The following is a 17,664-nucleotide window of genomic DNA, read 5'->3' as shown; positions in this document are numbered from 1 at the left end:
AAGAGCGTCCAATTTCAAGAAGCTGGTTGATAAAATACTTAACAGGCTCCATGTTAGTTCAGTAGCGACAGCAAAAAATCGGATATTAGCTTTGGAGGTTAAGCATGAGCGGACTGGCTGAGCAGCAATGTGAAGCGTGTAACGCGAGCGCCCCTAAAGTAACTGATGAAGAGATGGCCTCCCTGCACAAGAGCGTGCAAGATTGGGAAATTCTCAGTGTGGAAGGTGAAGATCAGTTACGAAAAACGTTTAAATTCCGGAATTTTGCGCAAGCTCTGGCATTTACAAACAGGGTAGGTGAGCTGGCTGAGGCAGAGAATCACCACCCGGCTATCTTGCTAGAGTACGGGAAGGCGACCATAAGCTGGTGGACCCATACAATCGGTGGGCTGCACAAAAATGATTTTATCATGGCCGCGAGAACAGATTCTGCTTACCACTGATCGTCTTTTTTCTCTTGGGCTTCCAGTTCTGCCTTGCGCTTGCGGACCTTCTCCAGTTTATCTTCAGGAATATTCATCTTACTGGCTGAGTCCCGAAGCATGAATAAGCTGCCCAAGACCAGACCCAAGGCAGCGAGTATAAAAATCCAGCCTATCATTGGCATACGTTAGGCTCTCTTTTAGTTGGAGTGTTTTTCTTTACAGTGGAGTGTCTCCGCAAGATTGGCGGAACATCCCATCTCTTATCAAGCATTATGGCAGTGTCTGCCCGGGCGTTAAAAGAGCTTGGCGTTGAAAGGGTTTATGCCAAGATTTTTGATGTGAACGTGGATTTTTCGAAGATCACTAACGGGCTGGTTTAAGTCTCAAGTACCGGCGCGGATAAATTCGTCAGCAAACAAACCAAACAGCAACCAGAGAACATGTAACTATGGCCGATTCAAGCTACACCCCGCCGAAAGTCTGGAAGTGGGAATCTGCAAGCGGTGGTGCTTTTTCAAATATTAACCGCCCCATCGCTGGCCCGACCCACGATAAAGACCTTCCTGTTGGTAAGCACCCTTTCCAGCTCTATTCATTGGCTACGCCAAACGGCGTGAAGGTCACGATAATGCTGGAAGAGCTATTGGAGTTGGGTATTAGTGAGGCCGAGTACGATGCGTGGTTAATCCGCATTAACGAAGGCGAACAGTTTGGTAGCGGGTTTGTAGGCGTTAACCCTAACTCTAAGATCCCGGCGTTGTGGGATCGCTCTCAGGACCCCGCTGTTCGAGTGTTTGAGTCTGGCTCCATTTTGCTTTATCTGGCGGAGAAGTTTGGTAAGTTTTTGCCATCGGATACTGCTGGCCGCACCGAAGCGCTTAACTGGTTATTCTGGCAAATGGGCAGCGCAGCGTTTGTGGGCGGAGGTTTTGGGCATTTCTTTGCTTATGCGCCTGAAAAGTACGAGTACCCGATTAATCGCTACACCATGGAAGTGAAACGGCAGTTGGATGTACTGGATCGTCAGTTGGCCGATAACCAATATATTGCTGGCGACGAATACACCATTGCCGATATGGCAATTTGGCCCTGGTATGGAGCTTTGGTAACTAACACGGTTTACGATGCGGCTGAGTTTCTTGAGGCACACACCTATACCAATGTTCTGCGTTGGGCCAATGAGCTTAAAAAGCGACCGGCTGTGCAGCGTGGGCGAATGGTGAACCGCGCCTGGGGTGAGCCAGAAACCCAGCTCCACGAGCGTCACAATGCGAGCGATTTTGAGCACAAAACTCAGGACAAGCTTGGTGGATCTGCTGACAATTCTTGATTCCCGGGTGGTTAATTAACTCAGGCACTTATAATGACCTCTGATATTGCCTACATCGTTGGTTTGACAGCGCTTGCTGGTATCTGCATTCCTCTCGGCGGATTACTGGCAAGGGTTGAACGCATCGGCCCCAACTGGCTGGAACAGGAGTTCCGGCACTTCCTGATTGCCTTGGGTGGTGGCATTTTGCTGGGCGCCGTGACCATAGTGCTGATACCGGAAGGGCAGTCGAGTATCGGCAATTCGTTCTGGGCTATCCCAGCGATCATAGCTGGTGGTGTGCTGTTTTTCTGGGTAGAGCGAATGCTTGGCGTTCATCATCGGGAATCACCACAGCTGATGGGCGTAATGCTGGATTTTGTACCTGAAGCCGCCGCTTTGGGTGGGTTGATCATAGTAAACCCAAGCCTCGCACCTTTGATGGCGGTGCTGATTGCTATGCAAAATCTGCCTGAGGGCTTTAACGCCTATCGAGAGTTTCTGGAAAAACCGGGTTATACACCAAGAAAAACACTGTCCGTAATGGCCGGTCTGGCAATGGCCGGCCCAGCCGCAGGGCTTTTTGGGTACTTTTTCTTGTCTGAGCAGCCCGTGGTTCTGGGAACTATCATGCTGGTGGCGTCAGGTGGGATTCTCTATCTGATTTTTCAGGACATTGCGCCCCAGTCCCGATTGGACAAGCACTGGGGGCCTCCGCTTGGTGCGGTACTCGGATTTTGTTTGGCCTTGTTTAGCGATATGTTGGTTACGCAGGCCTGAGGCCTGCGGGCACATTAGACGTTAACCTGTTTCACTCTTAGATGAAAAAATCCCAATCCTCCGTCTGTTGATACTGCCCCGTCAGCTCTTCCGACAATACAAAGCCCGCCAACACATCGTCGTGGGAGGCTCCGTCAATCAGTTGCTGTTGCCAATAGCGATAGCCAGCGTCATCAGCTTCCCGACCGAGAAGAGCGGTGTAGTACAAAGTGAGAGTCTGATTGCTATCAAGGTTTCCTGTGTTGCTTCCTAAGTGCTCGACGAATTCAGTCGAGTGTAGAAAACCATTAACAATGTCTCCGATACTGGCACCTTGATCGAGCAGTCGCGCCCAGTACTGGAAGCCATCAAGGTCCGCCTGACGCCCTAGGAGCTGTGTATATAAAGTGGCCAGCCAGTCGTGGTCTTGATCGTACTCAATGATCAGCTCTTTATCGCTGAAGCGTAGCGTTTCGACATTGATTAGAATATCTGTTTCATTGGGGGTGTCGACATGGGTAATGCGGGTCACCGCGTTGTCGCGCTCCACTGTGTAGTTTGAATGTGAGCCGCTGAGGGTTACCGTGTCGTTGTTCTGACCGCCATGCAGGAGATCGTTTCCTGCTCCACCAAACAATAGGTCGCTGCCCCCCTCACCAAACAGCAAATCATCGCCGCCGGCAGAGCCAATAGTGTCATCGCCGTCACCACCGTGGAGCTCATCATCAGCCGCACCGAGCAAGATGTCCTGACGACCACTGCCTGCGAACACCACGTTGGGGCCCGAACCGCCGCGCACGGTGACGTCGCCTGCGATGATGGCAAACTCAATATTGTTTAGATTTAATACGGTTCCCGCAGGCAATTGTCGGGCGTCCAGAATCATGATCTCGGTTGCATCTCCCCCAACACCACTGACTTCAATGGCTTGTGATGGTGGCTGAACGCCGTCAGAAGTAAAGGTAATCTGGTTTAGCCAACCGGCGCTATTGCCATCGCTCAGCCATTGCTCTAAACCGTTCGTCAGGGATGACCAATCTTTAACGGGCGCAGCGTCGCGTAGCAGGTACAGCGCATCGCGGAAAGACGTTTGACTCACCGCCGTTTCGTTAGCCCGGGCGGTAGCACCGATGCCTTCAGGGAGTCGGAGTGTGGTCACTGTTCCGCTGTCACCAAAGTGCAGTGGTATGTCGGCCAGACTAGAACTGCTGTCGGTATCCTGACGCCCGGGAGAGACAGGGTTGATGTTGATCTTGACCACCTGCAGGCCATTCTCTGCCACTGTTTGCTCTTCAACCGGGGTGCCATCTACGATCGTGGTTGTTGGCGGTGGCGTGGTGTCCGTAGGCGGTGGAGGTGGTGGCGGAGCCGCAGCCACATCAAAGGTCAGTGTGTTACTGGCAGTTGAAAAAACGGTGCCATCGTTAACGCTGAACGCCAAGGTTGCATAAGCAGAGCCACTGTCTCCGCTGGTAGGGGTAAACGTTAATAAGCCGCTGTTAATGTCGGCAATCGCAATGATGTCGGTGTTCACTACTGGAGTGCCATTCAGTGCGAGCGTACCGTTGGCGGGGACCGTATCGATGCGAACAGACTGCAAGGTGTCGCCATCAATATCCGTAAAGCCAAAATCCGAAGCCGTGACGGTGTGGGTGCCGTTGTAGCCGACATTAACGGTGTCATCGGCAGCGGTGGGGGCATCATTTACGGCTGTAATATCAATATTGACGCTGCCCAATGCGGTGATGGTGCCGCCGTCGTTAATACTCAGGCTGATTGTCGCGGCATCATTCCCTGTCGCATTTTCGGCGGGCGTATGGCTGATATTGGCGCCATTAAGATAGGTATCGATCGCCGCCACGGTGCCGCTGAGTGTGACAGAGGTGGAGTTACTTCCACCGACGGTGACACCCCCTCCAGTCGTTGCCGAGAGAATGCCAGCAGAAGCGGTGAGTGTTAACGTCACGCTACCCGTGGTATCCACGTCTGATAGGGTCGCTGCCGATAGATCCAGAGTGGCCTGAGTGTCTTCCGTAAACGTGGCATCACTGATTAACCCCGTCAATTGTGGGGCGTCATTCTCCGCGGTCACTGCGACACTGACCTCTGCACTGTCCGTTGCGGTGCCATCGGACACCGTCACGTTCACGGTTCGGGTAGATTCCTCTGGGGTATCCCCCGAGGCTTCAAAGGTCAACGCTTGCACCAGAGCCTGCACTCTGGCCGGTGTCGCATCGACGTTAAGGTTTACAACAAAATCATTACCGGCGGCTATAGTATTGCCTAAGGTGCCAATCACCGTACCGGAGGCGGACACATTTGAGCCTGCGGTGGTGCCGGCCAAGGAAATGGCGCCACTGGTGTCGACGGACAGCACATCGCTGGCGGCATCGGCGTTGCCGGTCACACTTACGGTAACTGAGCCCCCATTGAAGTTCGCCGAGTCGGCGTCAGTAACGGTCGCATTGCTGCCAAGGTCCAGAGCAATCGCGCCGCCTTGTTCAGTGGCCGCAATGCTGTCGCCATCCAGATTGCTGATGACGGGTGGGTTGGGGGTAACGTTTAAAGTGAAACCGCCGGTGATATCGGAATCACCGCCGTTAGCGGTGCCATCGGCATCATTCAGGGTTAGATCAAAGCTGCGATTGCCAAGGCCAGAGGGGGCACTGTAACTCAGATTTTGTAACAGAACCTGTAAGTTGGGGTTGGTCGCGTTAGCGGTGTTGAAGCTAATGGTGAGGTCATTACCGCTTTGGCCATCATCAGTGGCATCAACAATCCCCACTGTCACACCGCCCACTTGGATTATTTCACCCGCACTGACCGTGGCGTCGCCTCCAGACGTTATCGTTGTGCCGTCTACCGACCAGTTGCCATTGGCAGTGCCCGCTGTCTGCGCCAGAGTCAAAAAACCACTGTTGTAATCGACACTGTCGGCATTCGTTACGGTGACATCGTTAAACAAGCCAACGCTCTGTGCACCGGCACCGGCAATGATCTGGCTGGTTTCTCCAAAGGCATCACCGACCACCGGCGCATCATTGACGGCTGTCAGCGATACGGTCGAAGCCAAATTCGGCGCGGCCACATCACTGCCACCGTTAGCGGTGCCACCACTGTCTGTTATGCCGGTGATGGTGACCACACGGTTTGAGCCGGTCGTGGGGTTATCTGAGGCATTGCGATAGGCCAGGCCATCGACCAGCGTTTGCATCTGGGCTTCGCTTAACGTGGCGCCAGTAAACGCTATCGTGGCGGTCGAACCGGAGACCGATGAATTCACCGTCAGGCCATTCGTGGCTGTGTTGACCGAGTTGCCATTGGTCAGGGCGAGATCCGAGCCGTCAATGCGTAGGACTTCGTCGGCGCCATCACTGACGTTTGTAACAGTCAGGGTCATCGCTGAGAAGGTCTGACCACTATCGACGGTGTCGGCGGTAACGCCGGAGAATAGATCCGCACCCGGTGCCGCGCCACCTTCCGTATAGGTGGGATTCTGTCCTGTTGCCGTGAGGGTTGGTGCGTCGTTGACGCCCGCCATCGTCACGGTGGAGGCGATCGCCAGACTTCCGGTGTTGTCGCCGCCGTTGGCGGTGCCGCCGCTGTCCTGCACGCTGGTTAGGGTTACCACCCGGTCGCTGGTCGACAGCGAGTTGCTGTTGTTCTGGTAGCTCATGCTGTCGATCAGCGTCTCGGCGGCGGCGACCGAGACGTTGCCGCCGGTCATGGTTACCGTGGCGGTGGTGCCGATCACCATCACGCTGTAGTTGAGGCTGTTGCCGGCGGTAGAACCGTTGGTGCCATGGGTCAGCACGATGGTGGTGCCATCGACGTTGATCCGTTCGTTGCTGCCGTTGGCGACGTTGGTGATGGTGAAACTCAGGCCGGTGACGACTTGGCCAGTCTCGACAGTGTCGAGACTGGTGGCGTTGAACAGGCTGGCCGCCGCGCCCCCTTCGGTGAAGGTGGGATCGCTGCCGGTGGCGGTCAGGGTCGGCTCGTCATTCACCGCCAAAACGCTGACACTGGCCGTATCTGTAGCGCTGGAAAACGCCGTTGAGCCGCCGTTGGTGCTAGTGTCTGCGGTGTTGCCAGCGCCACCCGTGGAGGTATCCCAAGCCCGGAAAGCGAAGGTCGCAGTGCCGTTGTAGTTGGCATCGGGGACAAAGCGAATCAAGTCGGTGCTGTCCAGAAGCCGCGCCGCGTTGCTGATATCTACGCTGCTGCCGGTGGTACCAGAGAAACTGTTCCAAGTCGTGCCGCTGTCGGTACTGTATTGCCATACGCCGTTGCTATTGTCGATCTGGGTAACGGCTATGGCTTCAATTGCACCCCCATCCGGGTCGCTGATGGCGGCGGTGAGCAGGTCGGCCACCGTATCACCACCGTTATCGGCATTCTGACTGGCGTCATTATCGCCATCGGCGCTGGAACCGTCGTCGTCACCGGCATCTTCAACAATGGTGGTCAGGGTAACATTGGTGTCTGCCAGTACAGGCGCATCGTTGACCGCCGTGATGCTGATAGTGACAGTATCGGCGCTACCATCCTCTGTGCCGTCATTGGGGGTGACGGTCAACGTGGCTGCGGTGGTATCGTTGGCTGCGGTGGTGAACTGAATTTTGCTGGCGTCGTTCAGATAGGTGTTTAAGTTGGCGGCCGTGCCCTGAAGGGTCACGCTAGCCGTGCCAGAGTTGGCTACTGTCACGCCTGCGGTGGTGCCATTACCGTCTGTACTGGCAAGTGTGCCACGATCCACGGCGAGCGTTAGGGTGAGGCTGTCGCCATCGGCATCACTGATGTTGTAGACCGATAGGTCGATAGCCGTGGCTATATCTTCGGTCGCGCCGTCATCGGCAGGTGTGCCGCCCAGAACGGGAGCACTATTGGGCGCAATAGCGGTGTCGATAACAATATTATTGATGGAGGCCCAGCCACCGCCGTCGGCAAAGAGTATTCGCACTTCATCGACGTAGCCATACAAACTGTTGCCTGACAGGTCCTGACTGACTCTTTGATCGTTATCGTTGGCCCTGAAGTTCACCGTACTACCGGCTACCATGACCCCGTCGCGATAGGCCACAATGCTCATGGCCTCGCCACCAGAGGGGTAGTTGCCCCAATCATAAAAATCAAAGCCATCGAGCTTGAACTCAGAGCCGTCACTGCTTTTGATGGCCTGACCGCCCCACTCGTTGTTGCCAAATGAACTGTTGTAGTCGACGCTGATCCCGGAAAAGCCATCGGAGCTAACCAAGCCGGCATCACTGAACCAGTTGATGCTGTTGACTTTGCTGCCGCTGGGGTTGCTGATATTGAGTATCTGAATGGTAATGCCGGCGATATCGGCGCTGCCACCCTCGCCATCCTCAGCAATGTGGTCGGTATCCCAGCTGCCATCGTCTGATGTGAAGGTGAGTGTTGTTGCTGCCAGAGTATGTTTGTAGTTCGGAATCTCAAGCGCGTGATGGCTTAGTGATGCAGAGCCTGCGTCCAACTGCCAATGTGTTCCCTGAGTCGTCCCTCCTATTTTTTTGGTTGAAGCACAGATGCTTGTGCCTATCGCTGCCGATAACTCTCTGATAAAGCCTTGCCCGGCATCACCAAGAGCGGTTTCGCAGCTATAAAGCCAGCAGCCGTCACCGATAGATTGTCCTAATTGACGCAACTGGTTTGCATGATGGGGAAGAGATTGAGCGTCTATTATTGAGTTCCCAAGCAATATTCGTCCGGGTTGGCCGTGACAAAATACATGCAGTTGCTGCGTGCCGCCCAATACCTTCAACTGTTGAACTAGCTGAGTCAGACTATCGCAATCTTGGGTTAGAAATATGGGGATCAGTCCCGCTTGTTTGGCTGAGGAAACAAGCACATCTACATCTGGCAGGGCTGGGTCAAATACCGCAACGCCGGTTTGTTTGAGTTCCATCGTTACATTCTCCGTTGACTGCGTGATGTGGTTAGTGCTTGTTTCACACCAACTGACTGAAGCTAAGAACAGTCTAAACTGGTTAGTCTGCGACCTTGCTTGAAAACCGAACAGGGGCTCATCTAACCATAGGCAACCTTAAACGCCTCAACAAGATAAGTAAGGTGGTGTTTATGTTCCGTTGTGTGAACAATAAACACCTTTTGATTACAGTCTGCTGCGGCGGGCTCGCCCTGGGCTAATAGGATTATTCTCTGGGCGGAAAAATGCCGGTCATTGCGATGCAATAGCGCATCCCAATCTGTGGCGGGCGGCTATCAAAGGGCTGGCTACCACCGGCATTTCCTACCGTCACTGTACCGGTGCCACTAACGCTGGTGGTGACTCCCCCTATTGATGCCAATTTATCGGAGGTTGCCGGTGCCCATATTGCTGCGCCGTTTGGCCCTCCAGGGGATGCGGCAAGATAGTTTTCCGTTGAGGAAGGCGTCGTGGTATTGCTACCAGAATTTGGAGCTACGGGAATGGATACGCCAACATTGCCGATGCTGGATACTGCCGCGGCATGGTTGTGAGCCGGTAAGTTGGCGATGCCTAGCGTGATGAGATCCCTCCCGGACCGTGAGCCTTGCTGTACCGGTTGCAAGCCTGGCCCCGCTCCGCGTCCGACACCGCTACGCCCGCGATAATCGGGTAATGCAAAGGTTGAGCGGCCATCCCCGCCGTATTGCGTTCCTATTAGCGAAAACAGGGCCGTGTTACTCGAAATGGCAAGGAGTTGTCCGGCTGCCTCACTGTAGCCTCTGGGGCAAAAGTTGGCGGCTGTCGTGCAAACTGAGGCGATATAGGCGTCTGGCCCGCAGCTTGCTGAAGCATTCCCTCCTGAAATCGTGAATAATACAAGTGCTGAAGATAGGGACAACGTACGAATGTTTTTCATTGAAGGTCCTTCTATATAATACGAGTCCATTCTGGGGTCCACGCTATCGTTTGCTTGCAGGAGTCTCGCTGGCATCTCGTACTAGTTGACGAATGAATGATTCAAAATAGCTTGCCTGCCTACGTTCGACCTAAATCCGAGGGCGGGTTTAGATCGACGTTTGCACACAATAAAAGGTAGTTCAGGTGTTGCCAAAGCGCTAGCAATTATCCTTTTGTCAACTTTATAACTTTTGTGCCGGCTCCATTATTTCGGCCTCCGATCACCCTCCATAATCTTCGCCACAAAAACCGACTTCCCGTAGGTCTCGAACGACCACTTCATGGTGTCGGAGAGTACTTTCATAACTTCGTCGTACTCGCCGAAAATTTCAGTACTCATGCGGCCCGCGATAACTTGCAGGCCGGTTTCTTCCAGCCGGGCAATGAGATCCCAGATGGGTTGCTTGTAATCATCCTTGAGGGGATAACAGCTCAGTTGTACAGACAGGAACATAAATGCCTCCGGTTTAACGATGGTGTCAGTAGCCCATGGCAGAAGATGTGCTACGCCTTGGGTCGGCGCCGCCGTATAGCGTGCCGTCTTCTCCAATCATAATGCTTTGAATGGCGCCCATAGCCGAGTTAGTCACCACTTTGTGGCCGCGGCTTTCCAGCAGGTTCACTGTGTCGGTACTGATGCCTTGTTCGATTCGGATTTCATCTGGCAGCCATTGATGGTGAATGCGGGGCGCATTGACGGCGGTTTGTATATTCATGCCGTGGTCAATCACATTCATGATGACTTGGAGAGTCGTGGTGATAATCCGCGAGCCACCCGGGCTGCCGGTGACCAGAAAATTGCGGTCATCTTTGCGAACAATGGTCGGCGACATGGAGCTGAGCATGCGCTTGCCAGGCTCCACTTTGTTCGCTGCACCGCCGATCAGGCCGTAGGCATTGGGTACGCCTGGCTTGGCGCTAAAATCGTCCATTTCGTTGTTGAGCAAAAAGCCTGCGCCTTCAACGGTAATGCCCGAGCCGTAACTGAAGTTGATGGTGTAGGTGTTGGATACGGCATTGCCCCATTTATCGACAACCGAAAAATGTGTGGTTTCAGGGCTTTCATAGCTTGCAGGCTGGCCCGGGCGCACGTCGCTTGCGGGACGGGCCTTGTCCGGCTTGATGCCTTGGCGCAACTCTGTTGCATAAGATTTGCTGGTCAGGCCCATAAGAGGCACGTCTACATAATCTGTATCGCCCAAATATTCCGAACGGTCGGCATAGGCGAGTTTCATGGCTTCTGCCATGTAGTGAATGGTGTCAGCCGAGTTGTGGCCAAGCTTAGTGATCGGAAACCCTTCAAGAATATTCAGTATTTGTACAATGTGCGTGCCGCCGGAAGAGGGCGGTGACATAGAGTAGATGTCGTAACCCCGGTAGTTTCCGTGCACCGGCGTGCGAATAACCGGCTGGTAGTTTTCAAGATCTTTCGAGGTGATGAGGCCGCCATGCCTCTCCATTTCTTCCACAATCAATCTTGCGGTTTCACCTTCATAAAAGCCTTTTACACCCTCATCGGCAATACGTTGCAGGGTGGCGGCCAATTCCGGCTGGCGGAAGCGCTCACCGGCTTGCCAGGCAGATCCGTCTTCTTTGTAAAAGGTTGCCTGAGTTGCAGGCCAACGCTGAAGACGTTCCCGTGCCTGCTCAAGCCCTTCACTAAAACGCTGAGGAACTACAAAGCCATCTTTGGCTAGTTTGATGGCAGGTGCCAGTGCCTCTTTCAAGGGAAGAGTGCCGTGACGTTCTAATGCCAGAGCGAGCCCCGCAACAGTGCCGGGAACGCCTGCGGCTAGATGGGTAAACCGGCTGCGGTCCTTTACCACCTCTCCTGAAGCGTCTTGGTACATGGTTTCGGTAGCGCCTGAGGGTGCTTTTTCGCGGTAATCTATAGCTTCCGGCTCTGAGCCGTCGCCTTTTGATATCAGCATGAAGCCACCGCCGCCGATGTTTCCGGACCTTGGCTGGGTGACGGCCAAGGCAAACCCGGCAGTTACTGCCGCATCCACGGCGTTGCCACCGTTTTTCAACACGTCTAACGCAACCTCGGTAGCCAAGGTGTGGCTAGTCGCCACCATGCCGTTACTGGCGCTGGCAGGATGAAAGCGCTCGCCTTCGAGAATGGCCTGGCTAAGAACCGGCGTTGCCAGGGTTGTGAGACATAGGCTTAGGGTTAGTGCGCGTAAGGCGCTTGAGCGTCCGGTAAGGCGGGTTTTTCCTGATTGCTGGTGTAGGTCTCTGTCCATGTCTCCACTCCTCGTTTCTGATGATCATATAGGCTATGATAGCCCGTCATTTTATAGGGTGCGTACCGCTAACCTTGGTTCCCTTTCGAACTGCCGTTTCTGGTAATGGTTTCTGTCGCATCTGCTTTCCCGTTTTTCAGTTAAGGAAAGGCTTTCATGGAGCATACCTATCGTCTTGTGATTTCCTGCCCGGATGGGGTGGGGATTGTCGCCAAGGTGAGTAATTTTCTGTCCACTTACAATGGCTGGATAACCGAAGCAAGCCACCACTCCGATACTCACAGTGGTTGGTTTTTCATGCGTCACGAAATTAAAGCCGAGTCTGTTCCGTTTGGCCTTGAGCAGTTCCGAGCTGCATTTGCGCCGATTGCCCGGGAATTCGATATGAATTGGCATATCGCCGATTCGGCTCAGCCCAAAAAAGTGATCCTCATGTGCAGTAAGGAGTCCCACTGTGTGGCTGATCTCCTGTACCGCTGGCACAGCAACGAGATCAACGCGGAAATTGTTGCGGTTATCTCCAATCATGATGATTTACGCCCTATGGTGGAGTGGCACGGTATTCCATACCATCACATTCCGGTGGGTAAGGCTAACCGTGACGAAGCATTTGCCCAAATTGACGAGCTTTTCCAGAATTATGAAGCCGATGTAGTAGTGCTTGCGCGCTATATGCAGATTTTACCTGCGGAGCTTTGTGCAAAGTATTCTGGCAAGGTGATCAACATACACCATAGCTTTCTACCATCCTTTGCCGGAGCGCGGCCCTATCATCAGGCGTACAGCCGCGGAGTGAAGTTGATTGGTGCAACCTGCCATTACGTGACCCAGGATCTTGACGAAGGCCCGATTATTGAGCAGGACGTTATACGCATTAATCACAGCGATACCATCGAAGATATGGTGCGTCTGGGTAAGGATGTGGAGAAAAATGTTCTTGCCCGGGGATTGCGCTCTCATATCGAAGATCGCGTGATTACCCACGAAAACAAGACAGTAGTATTTGATTAAGGCTGCCTCACAGATGCCCTTGAAGGGCGCGACTGTGCTAGAATCGGCGGTTTGATGAAGAATACTACGGGGGCCTAGAAGCTGCCCTAAACGACTTCCAGATAACGCAAAGGAACCTTTCTCGATGGGTGAATTAGCCAAAGAGATCCTGCCGGTCAATATTGAAGACGAACTGAAGCAGTCTTACCTGGATTACGCCATGAGCGTCATCGTCGGGCGAGCACTTCCTGACGTGCGGGATGGCCTCAAGCCGGTTCACCGTCGTGTTCTGTTCGCGATGTCCGAACTGAACAACGACTGGAACAAGGCCTACAAGAAGTCTGCCCGTGTGGTGGGTGATGTTATTGGTAAATACCACCCGCACGGTGACTCTGCTGTTTACGACACCATCGTTCGTATGGCTCAGCCTTTCTCTCTGCGGTATCCGCTGGTAGATGGTCAGGGCAACTTTGGTTCTATCGACGGTGATAACGCGGCAGCCATGCGTTACACCGAAATCCGCATGAAGAAAATTGCACACTCGTTGCTGGCGGACCTCGAGAAAGAAACCGTAGATTTTGTTGATAACTACGACGGCACAGAGCGTATTCCAGAGGTTATGCCTACCCGGGTTCCTAACCTACTGGTGAATGGCTCCTCCGGTATCGCTGTGGGTATGGCGACCAACATCCCCCCCCACAACCTGACCGAAGTGGTTAATGGTTGTTTGGCGCTGATTGATAATCCGGATCTCACCTGTGATGAGCTGATGGAGTTCATTCCGGGCCCGGATTTTCCAACCGAAGGCATCATTAACGGCCGTGCCGGCATTGTTGAAGCCTATCGCACCGGTCGTGGCCGCATTTACATTCGCGCCCGCCACGAAATCGAAACCGATAAGAAAACCAATCGTGACGCTATTATCATCACCGAGCTGCCGTATCAGCTGAACAAGGCTCGCCTGATCGAAAAGATCGCTGAGCTGGTGAAAGAAAAGCGACTGGAAGGCATCACAGAGCTGCGGGATGAGTCCAACAAGGAAGGTATCCGCATCTTTATCGAACTGCGCCGTGGTGAGAACCCGGAGGTTGTGGTCAACAACCTCTTCAAGCACACCCAGCTGCAGACAGTCTTCGGCATCAACATGGTTGCGCTGATCAACGGCGAGCCAAGAATTCTTAACCTTAAAGAAATGCTGGATGCGTTCGTGCGCCACCGCCGTGAAGTGGTGACCCGTCGTACCATCTTTGAGCTGCGTAAAGCCCGTGAACGTGGCCACATTCTTGAAGGTCTGACCGTTGCACTGGCTAATATCGATGAAATGATCGAGCTGATTAAGGCCTCCCCAAGCTCCGTGGAAGCCAAAGAAAAGCTGATGGCCCGCGGCTGGGCGCCAGGTGACGTAATGGCGATGCTTGAGCGTGCTGGCGAAGATGCTTGCCGCCCGGACGATCTGCCAGAAATCTATGGTCTGCGCGATGGCCTGTACTTTATGTCTCCGGAACAGACTCAGGCTATCTTGGATATGCGTCTGCACCGCCTGACCGGTCTGGAAACTGAAAAGCTCCAGAACGAGTACAAAGAAATCCTTGAGAAGATCGCTGGCCTGCTGGAGATTCTGGGTGATCCTGACCGCTTGATGCAGGTTATCCGTGAAGAGTTGGAAGCTGTAGTTGAAGAATTTGGTGATGAGCGCCGCACAGAAATAACCAGCTCTCAGCGTGATCTTACGATTGCTGATTTGATTGATGAAGAAGAGTTGGTTGTCACCATTTCTCACAGTGGTTATGCCAAGACTCAAGCAGTAGAAGACTATCAGGCCCAGCGCCGTGGTGGTCGCGGTAAAGCGGCGACGTCAATGAAAGACGAAGACTTCGTTGAAAAGCTGCTAGTCGCCAACTCCCACGACACCATTCTGTGCTTCTCCAACCGTGGCAAGGTGTACTGGTTGCGCGTGTTCGAGATTCCCCGTGCCAGCCGTGCATCCCGTGGTAGGCCGATGGTAAATATTCTGCCCTTGGATGAAGGTGAGCGTATTACCACCTTCCTGCCGGTGCGCGATTATCCGGAAAACCAGTTTGTTCTGATGGCAACGTCTGCGGGTGTCGTTAAGAAAACACCCTTGCCGAACTTCTCACGCCCGCGTAGCAGTGGTTTGATTGCCTTGTCTCTTGATGAAGGCGATACGCTGATTGGCGCTGCGATTACCGAAGGTGACGCCGAGATCATGCTGTTCTCCACAGCGGGTAAGGCGGTTCGTTTCAACGAAGAAGCCGTACGTCCACTAAGTCGAACGGCCCGGGGTGTGCGTGGTATCAGAATGCCTGAAGGGCATCATGTTGTGTCTTTGATTATTCCTCAGGAAGGCGGGGTTATTCTGACTGCCAGTGAGAATGGTTACGGCAAGCGGACTGCGCTTGAAGAGTTCCCAACTTACGGTCGGGGCAGCCAAGGCGTTATTGCCATGCAGTGCTCCGAGCGTAACGGTAATTTGGTCACCGCGTTGCAGTTATTCGAAGGCGACGAGATGATGCTGATTTCCGATAAGGGCACACTGGTTCGTACTCGTACGGATGAGGTATCGGTTCTTAGCCGGAACACTCAAGGTGTGCGCCTGATCAGGTTGAGTCAGGAAGATGAGCGTTTGGTGGGCGTTGAGCGAATTGCCGAAACCGACGATGACGACATCGATGGTGCAGGTATCGAAGCCGAAGATGCTTCAACCGATGAAAGCGCAAACAACAGTCCGGAACAGGATGCTGGCGAGGAATAAGCCGGCACTGCCGAACACCGAATCCGCAAGACGTGAGAGACCACAGAAACATGAGCAGGGCGTATAATTTTTGTGCAGGTCCGGCAACCTTGCCGGAAAGTGTGCTGGCACAGGCACGGGATGAAATGCTGGACTGGCGTGGCACGGGCATGTCGGTAATGGAAATGAGCCATCGCAGTGATGAGTTTGTGGAAATTGCCGAAATGGCCGAGCAAGATTTGCGTGAATTGGCCGGAATATCAGATGATTACGCTGTACTCTTCATGCAAGGCGGAGCTTCCAGTCAATTCTCCACCATTCCTCTAAACCTGTTGGGCGAAAAAACGTCTGCGGATTATGTAAATACAGGCATATGGTCGAAAAAGGCTATTGCAGAGGCTAAGCGCTATGCCGATGTAAATGTGGTTGCCAGCTCGGAAGAGGGCGGTTTTGCCAGCATTCCGGATCAAGCGTCTTGGCAGACCAGCACCGATGCGGCTTACCTGCACTACACACCGAACGAAACCATCGGTGGTCTGGAGTATGACTTTATTCCCGACAGCGGCTCGGTGCCCTTGGTAGCAGATATGTCATCCACCATGCTTTCACGCCCGGTTGATGTGTCCAAATTTGGTCTGATTTACGCTGGAGCGCAAAAGAATATCGGCCCTTCTGGGCTGGTTGTGGTCATTATTCGGAAAGACCTTCTGGGTAAAGCCAGAAAGGAAACGCCGACCATGATGAACTATCAGGTGATTGCGGATAACGGCTCCATGTACAACACGCCAGCGACCTACTCTTGGTATCTCGCGGGTCTAGTTTTTAAGTGGTTGAAAGCTCAGGGCGGCGTTAAAGCCATGGGTGAAATCAACCGAAGAAAAGCGGAAAAGCTATATGACTTCATTGATGTCAATGAGTTTTACGCTAACCCTATCGACCCACGTTTCCGCTCATGGATGAATATACCCTTTACCTTGCAGGACGATACTCTGAACAGTGCCTTCCTTGAGGGTGCAGGCGCCCGCGGCTTGCTGAATCTGGCAGGTCACCGCTCTGTGGGTGGCATGCGCGCTAGCATTTATAACGCCATGCCAGAAGCAGGTGTGGATGCGCTGATTCAGTATATGGCCGATTTTGCGAAGGAGCGGGGCTGATCATGAGTGATGAGCAAATCCGCCTTGGGGAACTTCGGGAAGAAATAGACAGTCTTGATCAGAAAATCATGGAGCTGATCAGTGCTCGTGCGAAATGCGCGCAGGAAGTAGCCCATGTGAAAACGGCTGCGAATCCGGAACAGGACGTGTTTTTCTATCGCCCGGAGCGTGAGGCTCAAGTGCTGCGCCGCATAAAAGACGCCAACCCGGGGCCATTGCCCGGCGAAGAGATGGCCCGGTTGTTTCGCGAAATCATGTCGGCTTGCCTGGCGCTAGAGAAACCCATGCATATTGCCTTTTTGGGGCCCGTCGGCACTTTTACTCAAGCGGCAGCTCTCAAGCATTTCGGGCACTCTGTTGTTAGTGTGCCTTTACCTGCCATTGATGCTGTTTTCCGCGAAGTGGCGTCCGGCGCTGCCCACTATGGAGTGGTGCCGGTTGAGAACTCCACGGAAGGAATGATTAATCACACGCTTGATATGTTTATGTCCTCACCGCTGAAGATTTGCGGCGAGGTCCAGCTGAGAATTCACCATCACCTTTTGGTGTCACCTGAATTCCGCGATCAAGAGATAACACGCATTTATTCGCATCAGCAGTCATTTGCCCAATGCCGTCAGTGGCTGGATACCCACCGTTACGGTGTCGAGCGGGTGACGGTTTCCAGTAACGCCGAAGCGGCACGCCGCGCTGCACAAGAGCCGGGTACCGCTGCGATTGCAGGTGATATGGCGGCCGAGTTATACGGCTTGGAGAAGCTTGCGAATAGCATTGAAGACCGCCCGGATAACACCACGCGGTTCCTTATTGTTGGTAGGGAAGAAGTACCGGCTAGTGGGCACGATAAGTCATCGATACTTGTGTCCATGAGAAATAAGCCGGGCGCACTGTATCAGCTATTGGAGCCGTTTCATCGTCATGGTATCAGTCTTACGCGGATTGAAACCCGGCCATCACCTAGCGGCACTTGGGCCTATGTTTTTTATATTGATTTTGAAGGGCATATGGATGACGAGCAGGCTAGAAAAGTGCTTGCAGAAGTGGATGAAGAAGCTGTCGAACTCAAACGTTTGGGCTCCTACCCAATCGGTGTTCTTTAATATTGATCTGGCACTTGAA

The 17,664-nt window shown here is 53.4% G+C and carries 12 protein-coding genes; 7 read left to right on the top strand and 5 right to left on the bottom strand.

All coding sequences use genetic code 11. The annotated features are described in order from the left end of the window. Window positions 1-104: 104 nt before the first annotated feature. Window positions 105-443 (top strand): 4a-hydroxytetrahydrobiopterin dehydratase, encoded by a 339-nt coding sequence (locus KO508_RS10240; protein WP_200366164.1) that lies wholly within the window; start codon window positions 105-107, stop codon window positions 441-443. On the opposite strand, the gene KO508_RS10235 is transcribed toward KO508_RS10240, so the two are convergent. Next, on the bottom strand, window positions 434-607 hold the full coding sequence (locus tag KO508_RS10235) for a DUF2897 family protein (protein ID WP_200366162.1): 174 nt from the start codon (window positions 605-607) through the stop codon (window positions 434-436). The two genes, KO508_RS10240 and KO508_RS10235, sit on opposite strands and share 10 nt — an antisense overlap. 266 nt (window positions 608-873) lie before the next feature. On the opposite strand from KO508_RS10235, the gene yghU reads away from it, so the two are divergent. Together yghU and KO508_RS10225 are read left to right on the top strand one after the other, a co-directional pair. Continuing rightward, window positions 874-1,755, top strand: coding sequence for a glutathione-dependent disulfide-bond oxidoreductase (gene yghU / locus KO508_RS10230; protein WP_216008222.1), 882 nt, complete (start codon window positions 874-876; stop codon window positions 1,753-1,755). 33 nt (window positions 1,756-1,788) lie between these two features. Then, window positions 1,789-2,514 carry a ZIP family metal transporter gene (locus KO508_RS10225; protein ID WP_216008221.1) on the top strand — a complete coding sequence of 242 codons (726 nt, stop codon included), beginning with the start codon at window positions 1,789-1,791 and terminating at the stop codon, window positions 2,512-2,514. Window positions 2,515-2,551: 37 nt separating this feature from the next. Here the strand turns inward: KO508_RS10225 and KO508_RS10220 are convergent, their stop codons facing one another. The 4 genes from KO508_RS10220 to ggt form a co-directional block, all read right to left on the bottom strand. Then, the gene (locus KO508_RS10220; protein ID WP_216008220.1) at window positions 2,552-8,422 is read right to left on the bottom strand and encodes a DUF4347 domain-containing protein; all 5,871 of its coding nucleotides are present in this window, start codon (window positions 8,420-8,422) and stop codon (window positions 2,552-2,554) included. Window positions 8,423-8,669: 247 nt separating this feature from the next. Beyond that, the gene (locus tag KO508_RS10215; RefSeq protein WP_216008219.1) at window positions 8,670-9,362 is read right to left on the bottom strand and encodes a phage tail protein; all 693 of its coding nucleotides are present in this window, start codon (window positions 9,360-9,362) and stop codon (window positions 8,670-8,672) included. A 246-nt stretch (window positions 9,363-9,608) separates the two neighbouring features. After that, window positions 9,609-9,857, bottom strand: coding sequence for a YkoF family thiamine/hydroxymethylpyrimidine-binding protein (locus KO508_RS10210; protein ID WP_216008218.1), 249 nt, complete (start codon window positions 9,855-9,857; stop codon window positions 9,609-9,611). 25 nt (window positions 9,858-9,882) lie between these two features. Then, window positions 9,883-11,649: a gamma-glutamyltransferase gene (ggt, locus tag KO508_RS10205; RefSeq protein WP_216008217.1), complete on the bottom strand. Its 1,767-nt coding sequence runs from the start codon at window positions 11,647-11,649 to the stop codon at window positions 9,883-9,885. Window positions 11,650-11,805: 156 nt separating this feature from the next. Here ggt and purU point away from each other — a divergent pair, with 156 nt between their 5' ends. From purU to pheA, 4 genes are all read left to right on the top strand, one after another. Further along, a complete protein-coding gene (purU, locus tag KO508_RS10200) occupies window positions 11,806-12,660 on the top strand; it encodes a formyltetrahydrofolate deformylase (protein WP_216008216.1) in 855 nt (284 codons plus the stop codon). A gap of 124 nt (window positions 12,661-12,784) precedes the next feature. Continuing rightward, window positions 12,785-15,412, top strand: a complete 2,628-nt coding sequence (gyrA, locus tag KO508_RS10195) for a DNA gyrase subunit A (protein ID WP_216008215.1) — start codon at window positions 12,785-12,787, stop codon at window positions 15,410-15,412. Window positions 15,413-15,462: 50 nt separating this feature from the next. Next, window positions 15,463-16,545, top strand: a complete 1,083-nt coding sequence (serC, locus tag KO508_RS10190) for a 3-phosphoserine/phosphohydroxythreonine transaminase (RefSeq protein WP_216008214.1) — start codon at window positions 15,463-15,465, stop codon at window positions 16,543-16,545. 2 nt (window positions 16,546-16,547) lie between these two features. Then, window positions 16,548-17,645 (top strand): prephenate dehydratase, encoded by a 1,098-nt coding sequence (gene pheA / locus KO508_RS10185; RefSeq protein ID WP_216008213.1) that lies wholly within the window; start codon window positions 16,548-16,550, stop codon window positions 17,643-17,645. Window positions 17,646-17,664 lie beyond the last annotated feature (19 nt).

Source organism: Marinobacter salexigens (assembly GCF_018860765.1).
GTDB classification, from domain to species: domain Bacteria; phylum Pseudomonadota; class Gammaproteobacteria; order Pseudomonadales; family Oleiphilaceae; genus Marinobacter; species Marinobacter salexigens_A.
This window is presented reverse-complemented; position numbering and strand designations above follow the sequence as displayed.

Excerpts from the sequence above, each read along its gene's own strand:
- KO508_RS10240 (WP_200366164.1), top strand. The coding sequence starts at position 105 with ATGAGCGGACTGGCTGAGCAGCAATGTGAAGCGTGTAACGCGAGCGCC.
- KO508_RS10235 (WP_200366162.1), bottom strand. The coding sequence starts at position 607 with ATGCCAATGATAGGCTGGATTTTTATACTCGCTGCCTTGGGTCTGGTC.
- yghU (WP_216008222.1), top strand. The coding sequence starts at position 874 with ATGGCCGATTCAAGCTACACCCCGCCGAAAGTCTGGAAGTGGGAATCT.
- KO508_RS10225 (WP_216008221.1), top strand. The coding sequence starts at position 1,789 with ATGACCTCTGATATTGCCTACATCGTTGGTTTGACAGCGCTTGCTGGT.
- KO508_RS10220 (WP_216008220.1), bottom strand. The coding sequence starts at position 8,422 with ATGGAACTCAAACAAACCGGCGTTGCGGTATTTGACCCAGCCCTGCCA.
- KO508_RS10215 (WP_216008219.1), bottom strand. The coding sequence starts at position 9,362 with ATGAAAAACATTCGTACGTTGTCCCTATCTTCAGCACTTGTATTATTC.
- KO508_RS10210 (WP_216008218.1), bottom strand. The coding sequence starts at position 9,857 with ATGTTCCTGTCTGTACAACTGAGCTGTTATCCCCTCAAGGATGATTAC.
- ggt (WP_216008217.1), bottom strand. The coding sequence starts at position 11,649 with ATGGACAGAGACCTACACCAGCAATCAGGAAAAACCCGCCTTACCGGA.
- purU (WP_216008216.1), top strand. The coding sequence starts at position 11,806 with ATGGAGCATACCTATCGTCTTGTGATTTCCTGCCCGGATGGGGTGGGG.
- gyrA (WP_216008215.1), top strand. The coding sequence starts at position 12,785 with ATGGGTGAATTAGCCAAAGAGATCCTGCCGGTCAATATTGAAGACGAA.
- serC (WP_216008214.1), top strand. The coding sequence starts at position 15,463 with ATGAGCAGGGCGTATAATTTTTGTGCAGGTCCGGCAACCTTGCCGGAA.
- pheA (WP_216008213.1), top strand. The coding sequence starts at position 16,548 with ATGAGTGATGAGCAAATCCGCCTTGGGGAACTTCGGGAAGAAATAGAC.